Origin of the sequence: Mucilaginibacter sp. P19 (genome assembly GCF_050632265.1) — a bacterium.
GTDB classification, from domain to species: domain Bacteria; phylum Bacteroidota; class Bacteroidia; order Sphingobacteriales; family Sphingobacteriaceae; genus Mucilaginibacter; species Mucilaginibacter gossypii.
The window spans coordinates 5070795-5094801 of record NZ_CP192586.1; the positions used below are offsets into that span (position 1 = coordinate 5070795).

Below are 24007 nucleotides of genomic sequence, written 5' to 3' on the forward strand. Positions count from 1 at the left end.
ATCCTAGAAATCAAGGTGCTTATATTTATAAACCAAAATTCACATTTATGAAAAAAAGATTTTTACTACTACCTTATTGGTAAGCTGCTTTATGATATGTCTTGCAGCTATAGCTGATCTTAACGGCAAATGGGCAGGCAAATTAGTTACAAGCGACGGCCAGGAATACCCACTGCTTTATAATTTTAAGGTTGATGGCGATAAACTGACCGGCACAGCCTTAACTCCGGAAGGCGACGTTGACATTAAAGAAGGCAAAACCAATGGTACCGACTTTTCATTTACAGTAGCCACCAGCGGTATCGTGATACCTCATACAGGCAAATTCATGGGCGATTCGGTTAGCGTTGAACTGGATATCAATGGCTCAAAAAGCAGCTCGGTATTGAAAAGATCGGTTGAAAAGAAATAACCTTATTTGATAACAAGATAATCATGCTGAACTTACTTCAGCACCCCACTTGCTAAGCAAGCTTGCATGGTCTGCCTGTCTCGTGGGATCCTGAAACAAGTTCAGGATGATGTATCTTAAATATCAAAAAAGAAAAACCTTACCCGTCCGGTAAGGTTTTTCTTTTTTTAAACTTAAAGGCAATAAAATTGTATATAGTTTAAAATTACAGCATATAGGTATCTGCTTAAACTATATCAACAATGAAAAAAGAGTTCCTGGTGATCAGTGCGTTTGTTATTATTACCGCTTTCAGTTTTATTTCGATGGCCGATATTAACGGCAGATGGATAGGTTCATTAAAACTTCCCGGAGATGATCATTTTCCATTAAGCTACACTTTTAGGATCGATAGCGGCAAGCTTACCGGCACCGCCCATGCGCCACAAGGGGATGTAGCGATTACCGACGGCATGATCAACGGTGATAATTTCTCTTTCAGTATCCCGGTACCGGGAGGCAGTTCGCCCCATACGGGTAAAGTTTATCAGGATTCTATTGGTATGGACCTGGTTTACAAAGGCCAACACCTGCATGCTACGTTGAAAAGAGACAAGTCTTGAGTCGAAAGTACTAAGTCAAAAGTCTTTAGTCGGGTTATGCATTTAGATTTTTGAACTTAAGACTTAAAACTGAGACTTCCGACTTAGTACTTTCGACTTAAGACTTAGAACTAAAGTTGCTTATTAAACCCACAGGGCGTACCTTTGCGCCATGCTGCAACGTATTACAGCCTATTTACTCATCTTTTCACTGATCACGGTCAACTTCTCGCGTTTTTTTATTTTCGCGGGTTTTGAGCTGAACAGGAATTACATTGCTACCAAGCTTTGCGAAAACAGGAACAGACCCTGGCTGCACTGCGATGGCAAATGCTACTTCGCGAAAAAGATCAAACAGGCAGAGGACAAGCAGGCCAGCGACGAAAGGCAGTCGCAAAAGAGCCTCTTTCAGGAGGTTTATGTCATCAGTTCAACTGATGTAAAATTCCACTCCAGCCTGTTGCAGGTTATTTCAACCCCTTACACCCCCACCGTACCGGCCGATCGCCCGGCTACGATATTCCAGCCTCCGCAGTTAGGATAATCATTTCATTTTTATTGGTTTTGATTGATGGTATGGTGTGAAAACTATGTCATTGCGAGCGAAGCGCGGCAATCTCATGCTTTACAAAGTAAGCTTTTTTATCTTTTGCGATAGGATCGTATCTGCTACGTATGATCGGTTTTAAACATTCCGTCATTGCGAGGTACGAAGCAATCCCAAACTATACCGAGAGCCTTGCGTAGCCACCCTGCTGATCGGGGATTGCTTCTTACCTCGCAATGACGGGTAGAAGACACCTTTACACTCTCCTATCAATCAACCCACACTCTACTCTACCCATTTTTACACCGGGAAGCAACTCCCGTAATAATATATAATGAAACGATATTTAATCCTACTTATAACTTTTATACTCGTTAAAACCCTGGCTCACGGCCAAAACATACAGGGCACCATAACAGATGCCAATACCCACGAAGCCATCGCGGGTGCATCAATTTGCAATGCCGATGCAGCTACAGGTGCAAAGCTTGGCATGACTAATGCCAAAGGGCAGTTCAGCATCAATACCCAAGGCATTATCCGGCTTAAATTTGCCATGGTTGGTTACAGCGCGCGCATTATTGAGGTATCTGCCATAAAAGGCCAAAAGCTTGATATTGCCTTAGAACCTTCTACTGTCGATCTGCAACCTGTGGTAGTAACCGCCAGCCGCGAAGGACAGGCAAGACAGGACGCACCTATCGCCATCAGCAAAATTAATTCTACCCAAATTAAGGATACCAAAGCCACTGCCCTTTATCAATTGCTGAACAAGGTTGCAGGTGTTTACATGGTGAATTTGGGTAACGAACAGCACACCATGGCTATTCGTCAGCCTATAACTTACAATGCACTTTACCTGTATATGGAAGATGGCGTACCTATCCGCCCTACAGGCATCTTCAACCATAACTCGCTGTATGAGATCAACATGTCGGGCGTTAAGGATATCGAAGTGATCAAAGGGCCGGCATCATCGCTTTACGGCAGTAACTCCATTGGTGGCGCGGTTAACTTTATTACCCAGGGCCCGCCTACAGGTTACGCCGGCAATGTTTCTGTTCAGGGCGATAATTATCATTACCGCCGTGTTGATGCCGACGGCGGTTTTACCCAGGGCAAATTTGGTTTGTATGCAGGTGGATATGTAGCCCATCAAACCGATAGCTGGCAGGATTATTCTGATTTTGATAAGTACTCGGCCAATTTTAAAACTACCTATGATTTCAGCGCCAAAACTAAACTTACCACTTCAGTTGCTTATAATTATCTGAACACCCAAACTCCGGGTAGTTTGGACAGCGCCCGGTTTTATGACCGTAGCTACGGCTCCAACCAACGTTTCACCTATCGCAAGGTAAAATCGTTTCGTGCCGGCACCCGTCTGGATCATCAGTGGGATGACAAGAACAGCACTTTTGTAACGCTCTTTTTCCGCAATAACTCTACAGCGCAATTGCCAAGTTACTATATCTCCGACGTGCGCGACGCTAACGGTGTTTACAAAAGCAGCAACGGCCAGGTAAACGATCAAAAATTCAACAGCTATGGCTTACTGGCACAGCACCGGGTTGATTTTGATTTCCTGCATTCGAGGCTCATTGGTGGTGTTTATATGGATGACAGCCCGAGTTCATATTATGCCCAATATCTTGATATCACCAAAGATGTAGCTAACAACTATTACACCAGCTTCAGTAATACAGGCAGGTACATTGACAACTACAAGATCAAGTTGTTCAACACCGCGGCTTATGTCCAGTATGAAGTCAAGCCTACTGAAGCATTGAGGATTGTTGGTGGTTTACGTTATGACAGGGTTCATTACAACTTTGATAATGAGATCCCGGCCGGACAAACCAAGTATAAACAACAGGAAACCAACAATTTTAATATCGTTGCTCCCAAATTGGGCATCACCTATAACTTTGGCAATAACAAAGGTATTTACGCCAACTATAGCGTAGGTTTCCAACCACCAGAGACAGGTGATTTGTACAGTTCACGTCAGCTTACCCAGCTTAAACAGGCCACTTTTGATAATTATGAAGCGGGTGGCTGGTTTTCGGCGTTTAACAAAAAGTTGTATTTTGAGTTGAGTATATTCGACCTGGAAGGCCATAACGAAATCATTAACCAATTGCTACCGGATAACACTACCCAGAACCAAAACGCAGGTGCAACACGTCACCGGGGGATTGAATACTCGGTTACTGTGGCCCCGGTTAAAGAGCTTACCTTCAGGTTTAGCGGTACCAATGCCAAACATACCTATGTTGAGTACAGCGAGGTGACCACCAATTACACCACCGGCACCAACACGGTAACCAACTATGATGGCAAACGCATGAACAACGCACCAGCCTGGATTGCCAACTCCGAACTCACATACAAGCCGCAGTACTTTCCTGGTTTCAGGATAGCAACAGAGTGGCAGCACATTAATCAATACTACACCAACCCAGCCAATACCAAAACTTACTCAGGTTATGATATTTACAACCTGCGTCTGGGTTATGATGTAAAAAGCAGCGTATTAAAAGGCGCGGGCATCTGGTTCAATGTGCTTAACTTAACCAATAAGCTTTACGCTACAACAGTAACCAGCAGCCAGTACGGCGATACCTATAACGCCGCGCCGCCACGTACTTACACCCTGGGCATCAGTTATTCATTTTCAAAATATTGATCAATGGCATCAGCAACAGTAAAAAGCAACTTTTATAAATGGCACCGGGTGCTGGGCTTAACAGCCCTCATCCCGGTGATCTTCTGGACACTGAGCGGTCTTTCACACCCATTCATGTCAAACTGGTTCAGGCCTTCAATTGCGGAGGAAGTGTTCAAACCATTGCCTCAAAGCCAGATGAAACCGGTACTCAGCATTCAGCAGGTATTGGATAAAAATAATATCTCCGTTATCCGAAACTTCGGACTGATTAACTTTAATCACAACACCTATTACCAGGTGCTGGATAAAGATAGTGTGTACAATTACTACTCGGCCAATGACGGGGTATTGTTAAAAGATGGGGATAAGCTATATGCCACTTATCTTGCCCGCTATTTTACGCAGGACTCAACATCTAACATTAAAAAGATCGCTCTGCAAACAACATTTGATGGGCAATACCAGCCCATCAATCACCTTTTGCCTGTTTGGAAGATTAGCTTTGACCGTCCCGATGGCATGGACATTTATATCGAAACCAGTCAGAGCCGCATGGGTACATTTAACAATAATACCCGCAAGGCTTTCCTTTGGCTGTTTGAACAATTCCATACCTGGCAGTTTTTGGCTGATATCGGCGGCGATATTTTCCGAAATGTAGTATTACTCATCATCATGGTGGTAATGCTGTTCGCCCTCATCAGCGGCTTAACTGTTTATGGTTTAATGTGGAAAAAGTTTAAATCCGTAACTCAAAAGCGAAAAGAAAATGGCGGTGAGGACAAGCGCATCGTTCATCGTTATCACCGGCAGATAGGCCTTATCGTTTCCTTTGTGATGTTTACTTTTGTGACCAGCGGGGCATTCCACCTTGCGGTAAAGCTGCATAATACCGAAACGCCTAAAGCCGACTATGGACAAGTGATCGACAGGAAACAGCTGGCTATCTCCAACCTTCAGCTTCCTGTTGCCGATAGTATCATCAAGAGGATAGCCGTGGTTAACTTTGGTGGCAACAGCTATTACCAGGTAACTGATAATAAAAAGCAGATCTCCTACTTTAACACCTTAACCGGCATAGAACAAATTAATGGAGATGAGGATTATGCCCGTTTTTTAAGCACCTACTACCATACCAGCCTTGATGCTGATAAATTTTATGGCAGGGTAAAAGTTAACCAGGTAAAGCAGTTTGATAACGAGTATGGTTTCATCAACAAACGCCTGCCGGTTGAAAGGGTAAGTTATGCCGACGGCAGCAATTGGTATATTGAAACTACCTCATCAAAACTGGCTACAAAAGTTGCAGGAATTGACAGGGCCGAAGGGCTTTCTTTTATATTTTTACACAAATATTTCGGCATGACCTGGGCGGGTAAGGATATCCGCGACATAGTGAGTATACTGGCCTCTTTAGGTGTGCTGGTAGTATCGTTGTTCGGGTTGGCCTCATTCATCAAAAACAAATAATCAATGAAAAAAAGCTTTATCATTTTAGCCTTAGCCGGCCTTGCCCTTGGCGCCTGCAACAGTGCGGTTAAAAGCACCGGCAAAACCGACACCACCTCAACAGTAAAGAAAAAAGGAAAATACACCTGCACCATGCACCCCGATCTTACGTTTGATAAACCCGGCACCTGCCCTAAATGCGGCATGGCCCTGGTTGAAAGGGATACAACGGAGGATAAGAAATAGTAAAAGAAAAAATGTCATTGCGAGGAGTAGCATAAGCCAATGCAATGAGGCGACGCGGCAATCTTTTAGCTATACAGGGCGGCTATGCATTAGCTACGAGATTGCCACGCTTCGCTACCCATGACAACTTAAAACGGTGTCATGGGTAGCCTGTCGAAGCATGGTGGGTAGGCCTCTGCGCGCGAGTCTTCGACAGGCTCAGACTGACAGGCTCTCTTTTGTCATTTCACTTTCAGAGGCCTCCGGATTTAAACACTCGCAATGACATATTTTTAATTTTTTCAGCTTGCACACGTTGAAAAGGTGTGCAATTTCTATCCGTAACAATTACAGCTTCCACCCGTCTCATACTTACAAACAATACAACTTATATCCCGTTATACCCCCTGTTACAAATAAATCACTAATTTTGGCGCTGATGAAAAAGGTGGAAGTATTAAAAATGATTGACCTGGTTGAAGAGATCAAGAAACTTGATGATCTCATACAACAAAGCCGTAAGAAAAAACTTCTGACTTTGTAATCAACCAGTACGAGGCAAAAAAACTTAAGCTCATTGGTTCAACCATCACTGAACTGGCTTCCGCTCCCATTCAATCCATCGAAAGCTACCAGCTTATTCAAAAGATCCTGAATAAGTATTACCCCAACATTTCTGAAGACGCTCTGCTTAATGACGATGACATCAGCAAAATAGCAACCGCTATTTAATTAAAGCCGCTTGTTAAAAAGGCGGGTAAATGGATGCCGTTTGCTCCAGCGATTCATCGCCTTTCCAAAACACGGTACCGGGATGAAAATGTTTCCATGAGTGCCAGTATTCCTGGTAGGCCTGAATTTTAGCAAGGCGCTGCCCTTTTTGTGTACCGGTTAAGCACAGGCCGTCCCAATCCCAAACCGAAGCGGTTTCTTCGTCGGTGAGCATGCCTTTATCATCCAGTTTAAAGTGAAGGGTTTTACCGCTTACTGATGTATTCCAGGCATGATAGCTGAGGCTGTCCTTTTCAATGCCAATAAGCAGTGAACTTTTGTTCAACTCATCATTCAGCAGGCGTTTGGCGTACATGTGGCGCCAGTCGTAAGCTTTGGCTTTGCCGTTTATGATCACACCAATTACCCAGCTTTTACGCATCAGGGAATCTTTGTTTTTTATAGTGCTGTCACGGTCGATAGCTTGCACACGGTCGTAGTTTTTCAGGTCGGCATAATCTGCGGTGTATAGCCTGTCGGGTTGTAAAATGAGCGTTTCGGGATGTTTCTGTAACCAGGCCGCGAGGGTTAATTGTTCATAAGGCAGCTCGGTTAATTGCTTTCCTTTCAGCTCCCCAACAGCCGCGTTACCGGTAGCCTGGTACCACCAGGTTTTAGTGTTTTCATCTTCAATTATAGCATTGTAGTGCCTTGCCCCCACCAACCTGAAGTTTTGCCTTACACCGTTTATAACCGGACTGTAAACCCTGCCTGTACGGCACATGGTGCAATAGGTAACCAAAACGGGTTTATTGCCTACATCGTCCTGCAGTTTATGATGATAGCCCAGGTAGATGAGCGGATAAGCTTTGGCTACACCGTTGTTTACAACACCCACTACCAGGTAGCTTAACGGCACCCTGTTTTTTAATCCATTGGCAAAAACAGCTTTTGTGGTTTCTTTAAACATGGTTTCTGCCTTATACATATAATCGGTTATGTAAAAGCTGCCTATGCAAAGCACAAAAACAGCGGCTTTAACAGCCTTTTGTTTAAAGGTATTTTTAGCGTAGAATTTAAACAGGTACCAAACAACGAATAGCAAGCCAATCAAGCGCAGCGGCATGATCACCTTTTCGAGATAATAACACAGGGTTATGGCATTCAGATCCTGGCTGCCGGGAAATGGCATGAGCAGGTAAGCATGAACAAGGCCGGGTACCACAAGTAAAATGATACCTATCCAGAATATTTTAGCACTGTTCCATCTCATGCTTATTCAATAAATCCTCAGCATTGGGCTGTTACCTCAATAAGTTTATAATTGGTTTATAATTTCCTAATTTATAAAAATTTACATATTACAAAAAATTATCGTCCAAATAAAAACGATCAGTCATTATTGCTTTTTTCCATTCTCCACGCTTTTAATCTCTTCCTTGCGGTCTTTCTTAAAGTCAAAGCTGTTAAATTCCGGCGTTTGCGGCAGGTCAATGGTATAGCTTGTTAACGTTTCAACTTCAATGGTGATATCATCTGCAAGCAAATCAATAATATGGCCGCCACCGGTTTTATCATCAGATAAAAAATGAAAATGGTAGCCGCTGATATGCGCTCCTTCCATCAGTGCAGGGATCTTAAAACCCATAAGATCGCCTTTGATGTTCTTAAAATCAAAAAAATGTTGCCTGTCAAGCATCGCCGCCAAGGGCAAATAAGGTTTATCAACCGGCGGGAAAGCCCTTGTTTTAACCATACTAAAATTTCCTTTGATGTGGATAGCGTAGATCCCGTTCTGGTTGGTTAAGATACTGTCAAGGTAGCTAAACAGTGCCGACTTGGATAAAGGCTTATTACACTTATATGTTTTTTCGGCATGAAAAAAGCAAACCACAGCATAAGGGGTTTTGCCGGTATCGGCAAGTTGGGTTGTTTTACCCGTTGACTGAGTTTGATAAAGTTTGCCGTTAAACACCATGAGCTCACCATCAAGCTTGCCCGGGGCGCCCAAACCAAAATCGCCATGTTGTTTTAATTGTTTATACGGATAATAGGAATCATACAAGCCGCCAATAAAGCCTGCCGCGTAACCTGCGCTGAATAAATTTTTATCAGTTGTTTTTTGTTGTGCCGATGTTTTAAGGCTTGTAAAGATCATTAAGAGCAAAAAGCATCTCAGGCATAAATTCTTCATGAGGGGAACGTGTTTTTAAAGCAATAAAAGTAGTTCAAAAATCACTCTGGCATCTAACAAAGCCTGTTAAATTTTACTTTGCCTTTACGGGGATAAGAATTACAGGCCTTAAATTTGTTTAAACATTTAAAATAGAAATGATGAAGGTAGAAATATGGTCGGATGTGATGTGCCCGTTTTGTTATATAGGCAAACGCAGGTTCGAGGAAGCACTGGCCGGCTTTGAAGGCAAAGAACAAATTGAGATAGAATGGAAAAGCTTTCAGCTAAACCCCGACCTTAAAACCAACCCCAATATCAGCATTAACCAGTACCTGGCCGATATAAAAGGATGGACGCTTGACCATGCCGAACAGATGAACGACCATGTTACCCAAATGGCAGCGCAGGCCGGCCTTACTTATAACTTCAGCAAATCGGTTGTGGCTAATAGTTTTAATGCGCACAGGTTAGCTCATCTGGCCAAAAAGCATGGATTAGGAGACGCTGCCGAAGAAGCTTTGTTCAGGGCATATTTTACCGAAGGCCGCAATATTGATGATACCGAAACTCTTATTGAAATGGGTACGGCGATTGGCCTGAACGCTGAAGAAATTAAACAAATGCTTGAAAGCGACACCTACGCCGACGAGGTAAAACACGATATTGCCGAAGCTCAATATTTAGGAGTGCGTGGTGTTCCGTTTTTTGTAATGAACCGCAAATATGCCGTATCAGGGGCACAGGAGGTGGCCGTATTTAAAGATACCCTTGCAAAAGCCTTTACCGGCTGGCAGGAAGAAAACCCCAAACCAGCATTTGATACGATCGAAGGCGAATCATGCAGCCCCGATGGCGACTGTAAATAATTGAAAAAATTGTAAACTTTTCTTAACATTATTTGTATCAAATAGTTTTTCTCCTACGTACAAAGAGCTAAAATACTTATATTTAAACCGTTAAAACCATAAACTATCACTCTTTGTATATATGAAAAAAATTTACTGTAAAGTAATTACCCTTCTTTTAATAGCAGCTTCGGTAAGTAGCTGCAAACTTGACCCACCGCTCGGGCCGGATAAAGAAACAAAAGCAATTGCCGTTGTCCCTACCACAGGTACAGGAACCGGGACGGGTACGGGTACGGGTACCGGCACTGGCACTGGCACTGGAACGGGTACCGGGACGGGCACGGGAACCGGAACTGGAACTGGAACGGGTACAGGAACCGGGACGGGCACGGGAACAGGTACAGGTACAGGAACTGGAACTGGCACAGCTGACGACGGCTCTGATTACCCGGCTACTTCGCAAGGAACCATCTCCTACCAGGTTGATGGAGGTGCCAAGGTTGTAAAGAGCGGCCCTATGCTTACATCTATAGATCAAAGTCCGATATCTACTACCGGAACTACTATGATTTCGTACATCAATGGTAATGGTTCGGATATATTTCAGTTAGGAGCCAATACAGTGGTCGCAGGCACCTATGATCTAATAGATTTGAATGTTAATTTGGGTGCAAATATAGATGCTACTTTTTTCGGTGGCAAAGTTAAGTTTACAACGTTAAATCATTCAAGCGCAAGCAAAGGAAATGCAGTAGGTACTTTCAGGGCCGAGTTTAAAAACCTGAATACCGGTATATCATATGTCGTTGTTGGCTCCTTTAATGTAAAAACTTAACAATATAAAGCAAGATTATAGAAGCGTTCGCTTTCAGTCAATTACAGGCTAAGCGAGCGCTTTTCCGTTTATATAGTGTTTAATTCACGTAAAAGTAAAAAACGATTTAGCTTATTAAAAGTACAATTAATTGCCTTATATTTGTGGCAATTAACCATAGTGTCATTTAGACACTATGGCAATACTAAAACATGAACAATATCCCACAAAAAACAGATACCATTAACAAGTTAACGCTCCGCATTGCCGTGGGTGCTATGTTTTTTATGGCGGGGTTAAGTTTCTCAAGCTGGGCATCACGCATTGCTACTGTTCAGCAAAATTTAGGTTTATCAGACGCCGGTTTGGGTGCCGTGTTATTCGCCCTGCCGGTTGGCCTCATGTGTTCCCTGCCTTTCTCGGGCTGGATCATCACCAAAATAGGCAGTAAAAAACTCGTTATCGCCGCGCTGTTGGTTTACGCTGCTGCATTGGTAAGTTTAGGCCTCGCACAAAATACTTTTCAGCTTATCATCTGCCTGCTTTGTTTCGGCTTTGCAAGCAATTCTGTAAACATTGCGGTAAACACACAGGCAGTGGCTACCGAGCAGCTTTATCAAAGGCCTATTATGGCATTTTTTCATGGCTTGTGGAGCCTGGCCGGTTTTACCGGGGCAGGTATAGGTACGTTCATGATAGCCAACGGCATTATCCCTTTTCATCATTTTTCGTTAATGCTGATCGTGATAGCGATTGGCGTGGCCGTAGCTGCCCGTTACCTGAAAGATGATCAAGTAACCGACTCCGGGCCTGTGTTTGTAATGCCCGATAAATCGCTCATCAAATTAGGTATTATAGCCTTCTGTTCCATGATTTGCGAAGGCGCTATGTTCGACTGGAGCGTGATCTACTTCAAAAAAGTAGTACTGGCCCCCGAGGCGTTGGTTGGCATAGGCTTTACTACATTCATGTTCACCATGGCAGGCGGCCGTTTTGTGGCCGATTGGTTTGCTCACAAATTTGGCTTAAAACGCACCTTACAAGTTAGCGGCTCATTAACCGCAACAGGTTTGCTAATAGCGGTAGCTTTCCCTTATGTTTATACGGCCATGGCCGGTTTTTTACTGGTTGGTGCCGGTGTATCATCTGTAGTGCCTATGGTATACAGCGCTGCCGGCAAATCAAAAACTATGTCGCCGGGCGTTGCACTGGCTGCAGTATCAACTATTGGTTTTATGGGCTTTTTAGTCGGTCCGCCGGTTATCGGTTTTATAGCAGGAATTGCTACCCTCAGGGCCTCTTTTATCCTGATTGCCTGTATGGGAATTTCGGTAGTAGTGGTATCAACAATGGCCAAAATTGATTCGGATAATACCAAAGAGGAATTACCCAACGATACAACAACCGTTGATTTTAGTCCTCCTGTTCCAAATCCGCAGCGGCAGGGTTAAGCAGGTATTCAAACTGCTCGTACCCGTTGTGAAAAATAAACTTCAGCCTTTCCTTCGGTAAATTAATATCCAAGGCCATCAGCGCAAGTGTTTCGGGCAGGTTATCCCTTATTAGTTTAAGGTCTGTAACATGCGGCATCTCCACAAAAATATCATCCCCCTGCGGCTTGATCTCCCAACCATTTAAATGAGCGTTTTTCAATGTACTTATCCATTTTTGCTGATAGTTATTCATAATATCCGGTTTCATTGATAAATGTTTTATGGCCGGGTTTTGTTTTAATCCGATGTAATTGGCAGATCATCTCACCAAAAAATCAAACTTAATCCCTATTTTAGGCATCTATGAAACAAAGCTACCCTATTGATAAAATCACGCAGCCGGTAAGCAAATTCATAAACCAGGAACATACCGGCGGCATAGTGCTTTTTATCAGCGTAATTGTGGCTATCGTATGGGTAAACTCGCCTTTTCAGCTCAGTTACCACCAACTTTGGGACCTCAAACTATCGCTCGGTTTTGATAAATATGTTTTAAACCATCCGCTGCACCTTTGGATCAACGACGGCCTTATGGCTTTATTTTTCTTTGTGATAGGCCTCGAGTTAAAACGCGAGTTTATGGCCGGCGAACTATCCTCTGTAAAAAAAGCTTCACTCCCTATGTTTGCCGCATTGGGCGGAATGCTGGTGCCTGCTTTCATCTTTTTCCTTTTTAATACAGGTAAGCCATCGGCCCATGGCTGGGGAATTCCGATGGCTACAGATATAGCCTTCGCACTGGCTTTACTATCTATGGCGGGCAAACATATTCCATCCTCTGTAAAAGTTTTCCTATCAGCATTGGCCGTTGCCGATGACCTTGGCGCGGTATTGGTAATTGCCCTGTTTTACAGCAGTCACATAGCGCTTGTACCACTTACCTTTGGGGTTTGGCTGCTGGTGCTGCTGCTTATCGGCAATAAAATGGGGATCAGGAGTACTGCTTTTTATTTGATCATAGGCTTCGCTGTTTGGATAGCTTTTTTACTTTCGGGCGTCCACGCAACTATTGCGGGTGTATTGGTGGCTTTTACTATTCCTGCCCGTACCCGCATCAGCGAGATCAGTTACACCCAATCTGTAAAGCAATACCTTACCGATTTTGAAAACGAGCAACCAAACAACAGCACGCTTATAACGCCCGGACAGCACCACATTATTGATAAAATAAAAAAGCTGAGCCTTGACGCCGAAACACCGCTGCAAAAAATTGAACACACCCTGCATCCCTGGGTAGCTTTCGTCATCATGCCGCTTTTTGCTTTAGCCAACGCCGGGATTATTGTTAGCCATGACTTTTTCTCGTCACTGGCCAACCCTGTTAGCATGGGTGTGGCTATAGGCCTGCTTGCCGGCAAGTTTACAGGTGTATTGCTCTTTACCTGGTTCATGGTAAAATTTGGCGCACAATTACCCGCAGGCTCATCCTGGAAACAAATGACAGGTGTGGCTTTGCTTGCAGGCGTAGGTTTTACCATGTCCCTTTTTATATCGGCATTAGCCTTTGATCATGTCGAAATGATTGACCAGGCCAAGTATGGGATCCTGTTAGCGTCCTTGCTGGCCGGGATATCGGGGGTAGCTGTTTTAAGCAAAAAGCCGAAGACTTAAAGCATAAAGCCAAAATGAATGTATTATCCACCTCCTCTATGAACCATGAACTATCATCCATGAACCGCAAGGCTACTGCTTCCAATTTGGCTTACCATAAATGCCCAGTGGTGTTATGCGGTTTTGGAAAATGGTTTGCGGGCTATTATAAAACTTTATAAAATCACCGGCGCTGGTTTGGCCGGGGTAGGGAACGTAATAATGATGATCGTTTCCGTTGCGCCATGCCATTACGTAGGATACTTTATGCTTAGCGAGGGCTTGCAGTAATATATCCGTCCACCAGTTGGGCATGGGGATACCTTCATAGCCGGTTTCGGGCAGGCATGCTATTTTATGGTGTTTTACAGCGATGCCATCAACAATGGCAAGGCGTTGATCCAGCTTAGCTTGAAAACGCTCAACGCTTTGCGTACAATAATTATCAAAGCCTATAAAATCCGCGTAAGCATCGCCGGGATAGCGTTCCAAAAACTCATCTTCCGATTCAAAATCAGCCGCCGAATATACGATGAGCAAGTTATGCAGCTTCTTTTTATCCCGCAGGTAATCGATAGTAAAACGCCACAGGGCTTTAAATTCATCGGGGGTACAGGTGTTTTTGCACCACCAAAACCAATTGCCCGTAAGTTCATGAAATGGCCGGAACAATATCGGGATAGCCTCGCCTTCCGGGCCTTTCATATCAGCTAAATAATTGGCCGCACGATCAAGATACTCAATATATACATTATGAAACGCGCCGCCGGGGATAAGATCTTTTACGGTATGCTGCGTGGTATCCCAGGCGGTTTTGCCATTGGCCGGGTTATCCATATGCCAGCAAAATGTATTGATGCCGCCGCGCGCGTAAACATCCTTAACAAACTGCTTCTGCTGTTCAAAGGCGATTCCGTTAATATCGTGAATGCTGTCGTGCTCAATCCTGGCCAAATCCCAACCACACAGGGCCGGGTATGATCCGGTAACAGTCTTAACATCTGAGCGGCCTGGTTCATTACGCCATCCCACACCATAGGCCAGGTCATCATGGTGGCCAAATATTACCCCCACGTTAAGCAGCCGCTGCATACTGTAAAAAAGCTGCCGGGTTTCGGTTGTGGCGTGCTTATCGGCAGGTTCAAACAGCTGCGCCATAGCGGTTGAACTATGGATCAGCAGGTATAAAACAGCAATCCTTCTAAAAAATTTTATCATAATCACTGCCGCTAAGTTAAACCATTTGAAGCCTTGCTTTACGGCTAATTTATCGGGCCTATACGCCTGATAATTTCAATACATGCACGGCTGTTATGATAGGGGCATTTCCAAAGCCCTGCTTTGTCCTCGCCGGGCATAATACTGCCATCGGCTTTGATACCCCAAAACCATTCACCGTTTTGTTTATCAAGTATTTTATCTTTTATAAAAGCCCAGTTTTTAAGGACCAAATGAAAGTATTTATCATTACCGCTAACCTGCCAGGCATTGTAAAAACCTACCATAGCTTCGGCCTGTACCCACCAGTGTTTTTCTTTGATGAGACGACCATTTGCCGGTTCATATTCATACCATAAGCCACCATCAACATCTAAACCCTGTATAGTTGCTTCTGCTATCGCGATGCAAGTGCTGCTGACCTTCTCGATCATTTCCTGATTACCAATAACTTCGGCGGCCTCCAGTAAAAGCCAGGTGGCTTCAATATCGTGCCCGTACGATATGGTTTCTGACCGGCGGTTCCAATCCTCATCAAAAAACAGCACGAGGTGCCTGGTTCCAGCATCAATAAAATGATCAAAAAAATTATTGATCAGGGTTTCAATCTGCTGTTTAAGTCCGCCATCGGGCCAGATGCGGTACAGGTTGGTATAAGCTTCCAGTACGTGCAGATGGGTGTTCATGGTCTTTTTCTCGTTGGCATCCTTAGCGCTTAGCCTAAGATCGCCGAGCGGCTGCCAATCGCGCGTGAAAGCTTCGAGATAACCCGTTTTATCCTTGTCGTAGCTTTTATTGATCAAAAGATGATAGAGGCCGATGGCTTCCTGCTTTACCCTTTCCGATTTCGAAGCTATATAATATTCACTCAGCGCGTAAATGGTAAAGGCATTGGCATATACCTGTTTTTTAGTATCCGGCATATCGCCTTTGTAATCAACCGACCAATACACGCCGCCAAACTCATCATCAACAAAATGAGCTTTGATATAATCATAGGCCCGCTTAGCTGCCTGTAAATAAACTTCATCAGGATTTTGATTATAAGCAGCAGAAAAACTCCACAGGATGCGCGCGTTTAAGACCGAACCTTTGGGGGCACCGGGAGTAACCTGGTTATCATTGTTAATCTTGCCCCAAAAACCACCGTTTACTTCATCTACAGTATAATTAAGCCAATAGTTGAGGATATTTTTCAGCTCACCTGTTAGCTCATTGCTGAAGATAGCAAGCTGATGATTTGAAACAGTATTTGATAGTTGAAGCATGTTTAAATCTCTGTTCAGGCGCCGGCTCCCTGTAATTGGCCTAAAGCTTTATTTTTATCGATAATATTGTACACTGCCTGTACCGATGAGGCCGAACGCAAACCATCGGCCGGTGTGTTCATGGCATAGTCTATCAGTTTATCAATTGTAGTTGTGGCTACATGCATGCGGGTATCTGAGGACGCATAATAAACATAAACCGATCCGTTATCATCGGCTATCCAGCCATTACAGAACACTACATTTGATACATCGCCAATACGCTCCTCACCAACCGGGGCCAAAAAATAACCTGCTGGTTGGTAAAGTACTTTAGTAAGGTCATGAAGGTCGGTCATAAACATGTACAACACATAACGTAAACCAGCAGCTGTATTGCGTACGCCATGCGCCAGGTGCAGCCAGCCTTTTTCCGTTTTGATTGGCGCCGGGCCCTGGCCATTCTTGGCTTCGTAAACGGTATGGTAGCTTTTATTGTGGATGATAGTTTCGTGGTCAACAACCGCGTTCTCCATAGTGTCGCACAAGCCAAAACCTATTCCACCGCCGGTCCCTGCACTGATAAAACCATCCTGCGGACGGGTATACAAGGCATACTTACCATCAACAAACTCGGGGTGTAATACTACGTTGCGCTGCTGGGGCGAGTTGGTTTTCAGATCGGGCAGGCGCTCCCATTTTACCAGGTCCCTGGTACGCGCAATACCGCAGGCCGCTATCGCCATCGACTGATCATATGACGGAGCTTCAGGGTCACGGCGTTCGGTACAAAACAGGCCATAGATCCAGCCATCTTCATGCTGGGTAAGGCGCATATCGTACACATTGGTATCGGGTTCATCGGTTTGGGGCAGTTCAACCGGGTAATCCCAAAATTTAAAACCATTGATCCCATCAGCACTTTCGGCCACAGCGAAAAATGATTTCCGATCGGCGCCTTCAACCCTTGCTACCATCAGGTATTTGCCGTTAAACTTTATAGCGCCGGCATTAAAAACGGCGTTAATACCAAAACGTTCCATTAAATGAGGGTTGGTTTTAGCATCAAGATCATACCGCCACTCAAGCGGGGTATGGGCGGCAGTAAGCACAGGATATTTAAACCGGCAAAAAATACCGTTGCCTGTTTCCTCAACCTGGTTTTGCCGGTTAATCAATTGAGCTTGTTCGGCCTGTAGTTGAACGAGCCTTTGGTTAAATTCCTGCGTCATATAGTTTTCTATCAATAGTCCTTTAATTTATTCCACCATGTTTTTTTCAGTATGGTAATAGTAACCACCAGTATGGCTATGGTAACTATGAGTGATGCTTTTTGTGCCAGTATCAGGTACATGGGCAGTATGGTAAGGCAGCATTGTGTAATAGTGCCTATAACCACGTTGAACATGTTTAGCTTAAAGTTTTTGTTGGGCACAAATGATGGATCTTTCTCCATTACCAAAGCCTTAATAGGCCCCCAAAAGCCCCATGGCCTTACGGTGGTATAAAATGACCGCAACACGGTCATATCCGTTGGCGCTGTAGCGTACGAGCCGATAACCGAGCCCCCCAGCGAGATGGCAAACAGCACCGGGAACCAGTACAACAGTTGGACCGAAGGGATAATAAGCGAGAATATCATGGCTGACAAAATCCCCGAAAGCATGCCGTAAAAAAACCGTTGGCATTAAAGCGCCACCAATGCCATTTAAGTACATTACTGGCTATATAACCGCCATAAAGTGCCGATACTATCCATTGCAGCACACTATTCACATCCTTTACAAAAAAGCCGAGTATCACGCCCACCGCTACCACAAAAACCCCCACCATGTAGTTGGCGGTGATGATTTTTTTGGTAGATGCCCTTGGATTGATGTATTTGAGGTAGATATCATTCACAATATAAGCCTGCGCCGCGTTCATGGTACCGCTGAAGGTGCTCATGAAAGCCCCAAGCAAGCCGGCCAGCAGCAAGCCAACCAAACCAACGGGCAAAAAGTTGTTGATCACGGCCGGCAGGATGCGTTCAAAATCAATAGCCCCTTTGGCGTCTTTCAAATCCATTTGGTGATAAAAAAGTACGCCCAGGATAGTTAAACTCACAATAAGCGAATAACGGATAGGCAGCAGGATGATATTTACAAAGCCGCTCATTTTGCTGGCCTCTTCGGGCGAGCGGGTGGAGAGGATCTTTTGCATATCATAATTGGGTGCGGGCCCGGCCACTGCCGCGAAGAAGCCTTTAAAAGTCATCATCATAAAAAACAGGCCGAACAGCGAATAGCCATCTTCTTTGATCTTGTTATTTACCTCGTTGATGATCCCCGTCCAGCTGAGGCCAAGATTTTTACCAAAAAAAGGGCTATACCAGCCATCGGGCACATTGAGGTGGTTGCCGCTGAGTTTGCCTGCAGCTATGAAACTGATCCACACGCAGGCCACCGTCATAATGCCGTACTTGATCATATCGCCCAGTACAATACTATGCATGCCGCCTATGATAGAATAAAACATGGCGAATAGCGTAAATATGATCCCGTACATATGCGGTACATACTGAGGCGCCACGTGGAAGGGCACGTAAGCTTTAACCAGGTCCCAGGGAATAAATATTTCAATGAACTTGCCCAAACCAATAAACCCATAAGCCAGGAAGCCAAAACAGCTCAAAAGCGCGAAAGCGATAACCACCACATTTGAACCTGTTACTCCCGGCCCGGTTTTACCGAAACGGGTTGCCAGCCATTCGGCCCCGGTAGCGGCGTTTGACCGGCGCAGCCAGCGCGACAGGTACATCATCAAAAACACCTGGTTAAATACGGGCCATAGCCAGGGGATCCAGATGCTTTTCATGCCATAAACAAAGCACAGGCTTACCATCCACATGGTGCCGCTGATGTCGAACATATCGGAGGCATCGCTTAAACCCAGTTTATACCAGGGTAAAGATTTGCCGCCCAGCATGTAGCTTTCCTTATTTTCGCGAGCTTTTTTACGGTACCATAAACCAATAAAAATGGTGCTCAGCAGGTATAAAACTATAATGGCAACATCAAGTAAGTGTAACTTCATCTTGTCTGAATCGGAATTTACAGAATTTTTGAATTAACAGAATTAAAATAATCCAGTACATAAAGGCTGATAGGGCGATGTTCAAGCATTCTGAAAATTCTTAAATTCTGAAAATTCTGATCCTAACGGTCATTACTCAAAAATGAATTTATTATCAGCAACTTTATAATACTTTTTTAACCTTATATTTAACTTTATCGATAGGCTGATACATTTTTAACCAGCCATAAAGCCAAATAAATACCAGTTAAATAAATACGCGGTTTCCGGTATAGGTTTCCCTGAATTCTTTGGGAATACACATTTTTTTACGCTTAAAAATCCTGTTAAAATTGGAGATATTGTTAAAGCCGCATTTATAGGCAATTTCGGCTACCGTGGTTGTAGAGTCAATAAGCATCCTGGAAGCATGCCCAAGCCTGATCTCGTTCAAACTGTCAATAAAGGTTTTGCCCGTGCGCTTTTTGATAAACCTGCTAAATGAAGCTTCGGGCATATTGGCAATTTTAGCTACTTCGGCAAGGGTGATTTGCTTGTTATAGTTAATATTCATGTGCTCAAACACTTTTTCGATGCGGCGGCTATTGTAGTAAAACTTCTCATTTGTAAAGCTTGGATCCGACAGCATTTTCATATTGCGGGAAATTGACAGGTCATGAAGAATGGACAGAAGCTCTAATACGGAGTCAAAACCGCTCTTTTTATCCAATTGCATAATCCTGTCTTTAAGCGCGTAAATGGTTTCCGATGAGAAAGAAATCCCCCTTTGCGAGCGCTCGAGCATGCTTTTTACAAAACTTAACTGATTTCGCTTCAGAAACTTTTCATCAAACAGATCCTTATGAAACTGGATGGTAACTTCAGTTATATCTTCGCTTTGACATTGGTGCGTAAACCAGGCATGGTATAAGTTTGGGCCTATCAGCGCCAGCTCTACTTCTTCAATAACCTCAATATGGCCACCTACTACCCTTTTGGCCCCTTTGGCGTTGATAATTAAATTAAGCTCGTATCTCGTCATGATAATGAAGCGGAAAATCAAATTTCTTTTTTACCCTCGAAAAAATAGTAAAACAATCACTTGGCGTTAGCGGAGTTATCTCCCGCATTACATTACTTGTAGTCATAAAATCCCACTAAAATAAGTTTACTAATTAATGATACTAATTTAACACTTTTATACTTTCAAAATGTCAATTAAACAATTAATTATTAATTTTCGTTACTTCATCGCCTATTATGTCTCCTTACAGCACCGTAACCAATTAAAATGTGCCTGTATGGTTTAACGTTAGTGTATGGCAAAATCACAGTTAACCTCACTATCTGATAATTTGCCGTTAATATCAAGCCGTGAAAACTCAAATGAATTTGGCAGCGAGTTTTAAAATGCCCGACAATACAGTATAATATAAGGCAACTTATCAAAATTTTACACTTCATTAACTAATATTTTAGGGGCTGTACTGCGCTATATAAATTTTAACTTTTAGGTTTGCAGACAAATTGGTTTAAACATTTAACCCAAACGGTCAAAGGTTTATTTAGCCGTAATTTAATCTGTCATTAATACTGTATTGATAATTTGCCGGCAGAGATTTTGGCCGGCCTTTTGCTACAGCATTTTATAATTGATTTAGCATCAAATGTACTTTTAATGCACGGGCAAGATGTAATACTTTTTTTCATTATTTAGTTTTAAATTACCAAAAACGTTTAAATTACTACTGTAAACACTCAAAATAAAGCATCGATACCTAATACTTTTATGTCATTTTATCAATTAAACAAACTCTTTTTAAAACGATTTAAAAAGTTGCCCAAAGTATCTTAGTGAAATAAAACACGGTACAGCAAACAAACACCTGCGGGTTTTGTAGAGTTACCATACGCATATACAAGTACATTTTTAATGGACAATACGCAAAGCATAACCAGGCATACAAACAAAAGATTCGTGAAGCTTAAACAAAGCCTGAGCGACTTTTTTTAACGCTTTATCGCATAAACCAGTTTATCATCCGCTTTTTTAAAGAAGCTTTTGTACCGCCTTTTGAACTTAAGGAAGTTATACGCCAGTGTTATGAAGTAGGTGTGCGTTCATTTACCCTGATATCGGTTACGGGTTTTATTGTGGGGGTTATATTTACCAAGCAATCAAGGCCATCGTTATCACAATTTGGCGCCGAATCGTGGTTGCCCTCGCTGGTATCCATAGCCATTATGCGTGCGCTTGCCCCATTAGTTACCGCGCTGATAGCGTCAGGAAAAGTAGGCTCAAGCATTGGCGCCGAGCTGGGGTCCATGCGCGTTACCGAGCAGATAGACGCGATGGAAGTATCGGGCACCAAACCATTTAAATACCTGGTATGTACCCGCGTACTGGCTACCACGCTTACTATTCCAATTTTATCAACCTATACAGGCTTTGTGGCTTTATTTGGTGGGTATTTAAATGTAACCATGAACGAAGGCACCACCTGGACAACTTTTATACAGGAAGTTTTTGAGCCGCTAACCTTTACCGATTTTGTGGCATCGCTTATAAAATCAATTGTATTTGGCTTTACCATTGGCATTGTGGGCTGCTACCAGGGCTATAACTCCAATAAAGGAACCGAAGGCGTAGGTAAAGCAGCAAACGGCGCGGTAATTACCGCCATGTTCCTGGTGTTTATTGAAGAAGTTATTATTGTACAAATAACCGGCTGGTTCCGCTAATTTATGGAAGTATGAAAAAGGCAGCAGTACAGACAGATCATAATAACCCGGTTATCAGCATCAGGGGCTTAAAAAAGCGTTCCAGGATTATGCCGTACTCCGCGGTATCGACCTTGACCTTTACCAGGGCGAAAACCTTGTGGTGCTTGGCCGATCAGGTACAGGTAAGTCGGTACTGATTAAGATCATATCGGGTCTGCTTAAACCCGATGAGGGAATGGTAAAAGTATTTGGCCAGGATATCGCTCATATTACCGAAGATGACTTACAGAAATTACGCATCCGTATCGGCTTTTCGTTTCAGAACAGTGCTTTGTACGATAGTATGACCGTGCGTAAAAACCTGGAATTCCCGTTGGTGCGTAACAAACGTAACCTTACCCGCGGGGAGATCAATACCGCGGTTGAAACGGTGCTTGACGCGGTTGGACTTTCGCAAACCATCAACCAGATGCCATCCGAACTTTCGGGCGGGCAGCGTAAGCGTATCGGCATTGCCCGCACGCTGATCCTGAACCCCGAGGTTATGCTGTATGATGAACCCACCGCCGGCCTTGACCCCATCACCTGTATCGAAATCAATGACCTGATTAACGAGGTGCAGCAGCGTTACAATACATCATCCATCATCATAACACATGACCTTACCTGCGCCAAGCAAACCGGCGACAGGATAGCCATGCTCTTAGACGGGCAGTTTCAGCGCACCGGCACTTTCGACGAGGTGTTTAACACCACCGATAGCCGGGTGAAACCATTTTACGATTACAACTTTATTGAATAACAACAATTAGATAAGATATACCATTATCATGGATCCAGCAGAAAACAGAAAATCGATCATAGTAGGCATATTCCTGGCACTTGGGCTCGTATTGTTCATATTAGGGGTATTTACACTGGGCGGCCAGCAAAAAGCCTTTGTTAAAAATATAAAACTAAGCGCCAGATTTACCGACGTTGCCGGTTTAAAGAAAGGGAACGCCATTTGGTTTTCGGGCGTTAAAGTAGGCACTATCAGTGCTATCAAATTCATTGGCCCATCAGAGGTTGAGGTTTATATGAATGTTGACGAGGCTACGCAGCAATATATCCGTCGTAACGCAAAGGCCAAAATAGGATCAGATGGTTTAATAGGTAATAAGCTTATTGTAATAGAAGGCGGTACCCCGCAGGCTCCGGTAATTGAAGATGGTGATGTATTGCAATCAGAAAAAATGCTGTCAACCGATGATATGCTTAAAACCCTGCAGGACAATAACCAAAACCTGTTAGCCATCACCAACGATTTTAAATCACTAAGCCATAACATATTGCAAGGCAAAGGCACTGTAGGCGCTTTATTGGCCGACAGTACCATGGCCATACAACTACGTGGCGCTATGCGTAACCTGCAGGCCACCACCCAAAGCGCGGCTTTAATGGCTGTACAGCTTAATAAGTTTAGCCAAAAAATTAATACCAAAGGCGGTCTTGCCGATAAAATGCTTACGGACACAGCTACCTTTGCCCAAATTAAACAGGCGGTAGGCCAACTGCAGCAAACCGCTGCAAATGCTTCAACGCTTACTAGCAACCTTACCAAAGCAAGCAATAAGCTTAATAGCACAGATAATGCGCTGGGAGTATTGTTAAACGATCAAAAAGCAGCAGTACAAACACAATCGGCCATTAATAACCTGCAGGCAGCATCTATCAAATTAAATGATGACCTGGAAGCCGTTCAGCATAACTTTTTCCTGAGAGGTTTTTTCAAGAAGAAAGAAAAAGCAAAAGCTGATAGTTTGAAAGGAAAATAGTAATTACTTAAAAACTTATTTCTATTTCCTTTTTTAGTGACTACTGTTCGCAGATTACCTTCTATAAAAAATGTCGTTTCGATAGGGCCGGGGTGCGCGTAGGTACCGGGGCAAAAGAGAAATCTCGTGCCGTTGTTGGTGTTGTCACCAACAACTTTTTTGCCTGTTTTATCTCTAATAATCACGAAATCACCATTTGCTATCCACGTAGTAATTGAGCGGCGCGGAGTTGTTGGCGACAACACCAACAACGGCGAGGTTTATCAGGCGTATAATATTTCTCACCCGTTCCTCGTTTCGAAATTACAATTACTTTCGTTTGATAACCCCTCAAAAAAATGCGTTCCGTATCTCACCCCGGAACGCAATCTCGACAACATCTCATTGATATCGATCAACTAAACCAGGTTAAATCTCAGCCTGTACTTTA

22 protein-coding genes are annotated in these 24007 nt (G+C 43.6%); 13 read left to right on the plus strand and 9 right to left on the minus strand.

Going from position 1 to position 24007, the window contains the following annotated elements; translation table 11 throughout:
- Positions 1 to 91 precede the first annotated feature (91 nt).
- The 6 genes from ACQ86K_RS24655 to ACQ86K_RS24680 all read left to right on the plus strand — a co-directional run bounded on the left by ACQ86K_RS24655 (position 92) and on the right by ACQ86K_RS24680 (position 5906).
- Positions 92 to 412 carry a hypothetical protein gene (locus ACQ86K_RS24655; RefSeq protein ID WP_431198985.1) on the plus strand — a complete coding sequence of 107 codons (321 nt, stop codon included), beginning with the start codon at positions 92 to 94 and terminating at the stop codon, positions 410 to 412.
- Positions 413 to 654: 242 nt separating this feature from the next.
- On the plus strand, positions 655 to 1014 hold the full coding sequence (locus ACQ86K_RS24660; RefSeq protein WP_091166816.1) for a hypothetical protein: 360 nt from the start codon (positions 655 to 657) through the stop codon (positions 1012 to 1014).
- A gap of 151 nt (positions 1015 to 1165) precedes the next feature.
- Positions 1166 to 1537, plus strand: coding sequence for a hypothetical protein (locus ACQ86K_RS24665; protein ID WP_090528324.1), 372 nt, complete (start codon positions 1166 to 1168; stop codon positions 1535 to 1537).
- 337 nt (positions 1538 to 1874) lie between these two features.
- A complete protein-coding gene (locus ACQ86K_RS24670) occupies positions 1875 to 4229 on the plus strand; it encodes a TonB-dependent receptor (RefSeq protein ID WP_091166813.1) in 2355 nt (784 codons plus the stop codon).
- A gap of 3 nt (positions 4230 to 4232) precedes the next feature.
- A complete protein-coding gene (locus ACQ86K_RS24675; RefSeq protein WP_091166811.1) occupies positions 4233 to 5681 on the plus strand; it encodes a PepSY domain-containing protein in 1449 nt (482 codons plus the stop codon).
- Between the two features lie 3 nt (positions 5682 to 5684).
- Positions 5685 to 5906: a heavy metal-binding domain-containing protein gene (locus ACQ86K_RS24680; protein ID WP_091166809.1), complete on the plus strand. Its 222-nt coding sequence runs from the start codon at positions 5685 to 5687 to the stop codon at positions 5904 to 5906.
- 724 nt (positions 5907 to 6630) lie between these two features.
- Here the strand turns inward: ACQ86K_RS24680 and ACQ86K_RS24685 are convergent.
- Positions 6631 to 7869 (minus strand): DUF3179 domain-containing (seleno)protein, encoded by a 1239-nt coding sequence (locus ACQ86K_RS24685; protein WP_090528340.1) that lies wholly within the window; start codon positions 7867 to 7869, stop codon positions 6631 to 6633.
- Between the two features lie 126 nt (positions 7870 to 7995).
- On the minus strand, positions 7996 to 8790 hold the full coding sequence (budA, locus tag ACQ86K_RS24690) for an acetolactate decarboxylase (protein WP_091166804.1): 795 nt from the start codon (positions 8788 to 8790) through the stop codon (positions 7996 to 7998).
- Positions 8791 to 8927: 137 nt separating this feature from the next.
- On the opposite strand from budA, the gene ACQ86K_RS24695 reads away from it, so the two are divergent.
- The 3 genes from ACQ86K_RS24695 (at position 8928) to ACQ86K_RS24705 (ending at position 11885) form a co-directional block, all read left to right on the plus strand.
- Positions 8928 to 9638, plus strand: a complete 711-nt coding sequence (locus ACQ86K_RS24695; protein WP_223266280.1) for a DsbA family oxidoreductase — start codon at positions 8928 to 8930, stop codon at positions 9636 to 9638.
- Between the two features lie 121 nt (positions 9639 to 9759).
- Positions 9760 to 10455: a hypothetical protein gene (locus ACQ86K_RS24700; protein WP_091166800.1), complete on the plus strand. Its 696-nt coding sequence runs from the start codon at positions 9760 to 9762 to the stop codon at positions 10453 to 10455.
- Between the two features lie 191 nt (positions 10456 to 10646).
- Complete coding sequence (locus ACQ86K_RS24705; protein ID WP_129571424.1) at positions 10647 to 11885, plus strand: MFS transporter; 1239 nt, start codon at positions 10647 to 10649, stop codon at positions 11883 to 11885.
- Here the strand turns inward: ACQ86K_RS24705 and ACQ86K_RS24710 are convergent.
- Positions 11848 to 12135, minus strand: a complete 288-nt coding sequence (locus ACQ86K_RS24710) for a hypothetical protein (RefSeq protein ID WP_091166797.1) — start codon at positions 12133 to 12135, stop codon at positions 11848 to 11850. The two genes, ACQ86K_RS24705 and ACQ86K_RS24710, sit on opposite strands and share 38 nt — an antisense overlap.
- A gap of 95 nt (positions 12136 to 12230) precedes the next feature.
- Between ACQ86K_RS24710 and nhaA the strand changes: the two genes are divergently transcribed.
- Entirely contained in the window at positions 12231 to 13538 is a 1308-nt protein-coding gene (nhaA, locus tag ACQ86K_RS24715; RefSeq protein WP_091166796.1) for a Na+/H+ antiporter NhaA, read from the plus strand.
- 72 nt (positions 13539 to 13610) lie between these two features.
- Here nhaA and ACQ86K_RS24720 read toward each other — a convergent pair whose 3' ends face one another.
- From ACQ86K_RS24720 to ACQ86K_RS24745, 6 genes are all read right to left on the minus strand, one after another.
- Positions 13611 to 14735 (minus strand): glycoside hydrolase family 26 protein, encoded by a 1125-nt coding sequence (locus ACQ86K_RS24720; protein WP_091166793.1) that lies wholly within the window; start codon positions 14733 to 14735, stop codon positions 13611 to 13613.
- Between the two features lie 44 nt (positions 14736 to 14779).
- On the minus strand, positions 14780 to 16003 hold the full coding sequence (locus ACQ86K_RS24725) for an AGE family epimerase/isomerase (protein WP_091166792.1): 1224 nt from the start codon (positions 16001 to 16003) through the stop codon (positions 14780 to 14782).
- Between the two features lie 14 nt (positions 16004 to 16017).
- Positions 16018 to 17214, minus strand: coding sequence for a glycoside hydrolase family 130 protein (locus ACQ86K_RS24730; RefSeq protein WP_091166790.1), 1197 nt, complete (start codon positions 17212 to 17214; stop codon positions 16018 to 16020).
- 11 nt (positions 17215 to 17225) lie between these two features.
- Positions 17226 to 17624 (minus strand): hypothetical protein, encoded by a 399-nt coding sequence (locus ACQ86K_RS24735; protein ID WP_431198986.1) that lies wholly within the window; start codon positions 17622 to 17624, stop codon positions 17226 to 17228.
- On the minus strand, positions 17621 to 19057 hold the full coding sequence (locus ACQ86K_RS24740; protein ID WP_431198987.1) for a sodium:solute symporter family transporter: 1437 nt from the start codon (positions 19055 to 19057) through the stop codon (positions 17621 to 17623). The genes ACQ86K_RS24735 and ACQ86K_RS24740 overlap by 4 nt, the downstream gene beginning before the upstream one ends.
- 247 nt (positions 19058 to 19304) lie before the next feature.
- Positions 19305 to 20078 (minus strand): AraC family transcriptional regulator, encoded by a 774-nt coding sequence (locus ACQ86K_RS24745; protein WP_431198988.1) that lies wholly within the window; start codon positions 20076 to 20078, stop codon positions 19305 to 19307.
- Between the two features lie 983 nt (positions 20079 to 21061).
- Here ACQ86K_RS24745 and ACQ86K_RS24750 point away from each other — a divergent pair.
- The 3 genes from ACQ86K_RS24750 to ACQ86K_RS24760 all read left to right on the plus strand — a co-directional run bounded on the left by ACQ86K_RS24750 (position 21062) and on the right by ACQ86K_RS24760 (position 23577).
- Entirely contained in the window at positions 21062 to 21778 is a 717-nt protein-coding gene (locus ACQ86K_RS24750) for an MlaE family ABC transporter permease (RefSeq protein ID WP_431200926.1), read from the plus strand.
- 142 nt (positions 21779 to 21920) lie between these two features.
- Positions 21921 to 22562 carry an ABC transporter ATP-binding protein gene (locus ACQ86K_RS24755; protein WP_431198989.1) on the plus strand — a complete coding sequence of 214 codons (642 nt, stop codon included), beginning with the start codon at positions 21921 to 21923 and terminating at the stop codon, positions 22560 to 22562.
- Between the two features lie 28 nt (positions 22563 to 22590).
- On the plus strand, positions 22591 to 23577 hold the full coding sequence (locus tag ACQ86K_RS24760) for an MlaD family protein (protein WP_091166782.1): 987 nt from the start codon (positions 22591 to 22593) through the stop codon (positions 23575 to 23577).
- Positions 23578 to 24007 lie beyond the last annotated feature (430 nt).

What these genes read in the sequence shown, in the direction of transcription:
- ACQ86K_RS24760 (WP_091166782.1), top strand. Translation starts at nt 22,591, where the DNA reads ATGGATCCAGCAGAAAACAGAAAATCGATCATAGTAGGCATATTCCTG.
- ACQ86K_RS24670 (WP_091166813.1), top strand. Translation starts at nt 1,875, where the DNA reads ATGAAACGATATTTAATCCTACTTATAACTTTTATACTCGTTAAAACC.
- ACQ86K_RS24720 (WP_091166793.1), bottom strand. Translation starts at nt 14,735, where the DNA reads ATGATAAAATTTTTTAGAAGGATTGCTGTTTTATACCTGCTGATCCAT.
- ACQ86K_RS24725 (WP_091166792.1), bottom strand. Translation starts at nt 16,003, where the DNA reads ATGCTTCAACTATCAAATACTGTTTCAAATCATCAGCTTGCTATCTTC.
- ACQ86K_RS24655 (WP_431198985.1), top strand. Translation starts at nt 92, where the DNA reads ATGATATGTCTTGCAGCTATAGCTGATCTTAACGGCAAATGGGCAGGC.
- ACQ86K_RS24740 (WP_431198987.1), bottom strand. Translation starts at nt 19,057, where the DNA reads ATGAAGTTACACTTACTTGATGTTGCCATTATAGTTTTATACCTGCTG.
- nhaA (WP_091166796.1), top strand. Translation starts at nt 12,231, where the DNA reads ATGAAACAAAGCTACCCTATTGATAAAATCACGCAGCCGGTAAGCAAA.
- ACQ86K_RS24745 (WP_431198988.1), bottom strand. Translation starts at nt 20,078, where the DNA reads ATGACGAGATACGAGCTTAATTTAATTATCAACGCCAAAGGGGCCAAA.
- ACQ86K_RS24710 (WP_091166797.1), bottom strand. Translation starts at nt 12,135, where the DNA reads ATGAAACCGGATATTATGAATAACTATCAGCAAAAATGGATAAGTACA.
- ACQ86K_RS24735 (WP_431198986.1), bottom strand. Translation starts at nt 17,624, where the DNA reads ATGATATTCTCGCTTATTATCCCTTCGGTCCAACTGTTGTACTGGTTC.
- ACQ86K_RS24705 (WP_129571424.1), top strand. Translation starts at nt 10,647, where the DNA reads ATGAACAATATCCCACAAAAAACAGATACCATTAACAAGTTAACGCTC.
- ACQ86K_RS24685 (WP_090528340.1), bottom strand. Translation starts at nt 7,869, where the DNA reads ATGAGATGGAACAGTGCTAAAATATTCTGGATAGGTATCATTTTACTT.
- budA (WP_091166804.1), bottom strand. Translation starts at nt 8,790, where the DNA reads ATGAAGAATTTATGCCTGAGATGCTTTTTGCTCTTAATGATCTTTACA.
- ACQ86K_RS24680 (WP_091166809.1), top strand. Translation starts at nt 5,685, where the DNA reads ATGAAAAAAAGCTTTATCATTTTAGCCTTAGCCGGCCTTGCCCTTGGC.
- ACQ86K_RS24730 (WP_091166790.1), bottom strand. Translation starts at nt 17,214, where the DNA reads ATGACGCAGGAATTTAACCAAAGGCTCGTTCAACTACAGGCCGAACAA.
- ACQ86K_RS24660 (WP_091166816.1), top strand. Translation starts at nt 655, where the DNA reads ATGAAAAAAGAGTTCCTGGTGATCAGTGCGTTTGTTATTATTACCGCT.
- ACQ86K_RS24700 (WP_091166800.1), top strand. Translation starts at nt 9,760, where the DNA reads ATGAAAAAAATTTACTGTAAAGTAATTACCCTTCTTTTAATAGCAGCT.
- ACQ86K_RS24675 (WP_091166811.1), top strand. Translation starts at nt 4,233, where the DNA reads ATGGCATCAGCAACAGTAAAAAGCAACTTTTATAAATGGCACCGGGTG.
- ACQ86K_RS24695 (WP_223266280.1), top strand. Translation starts at nt 8,928, where the DNA reads ATGATGAAGGTAGAAATATGGTCGGATGTGATGTGCCCGTTTTGTTAT.
- ACQ86K_RS24665 (WP_090528324.1), top strand. Translation starts at nt 1,166, where the DNA reads ATGCTGCAACGTATTACAGCCTATTTACTCATCTTTTCACTGATCACG.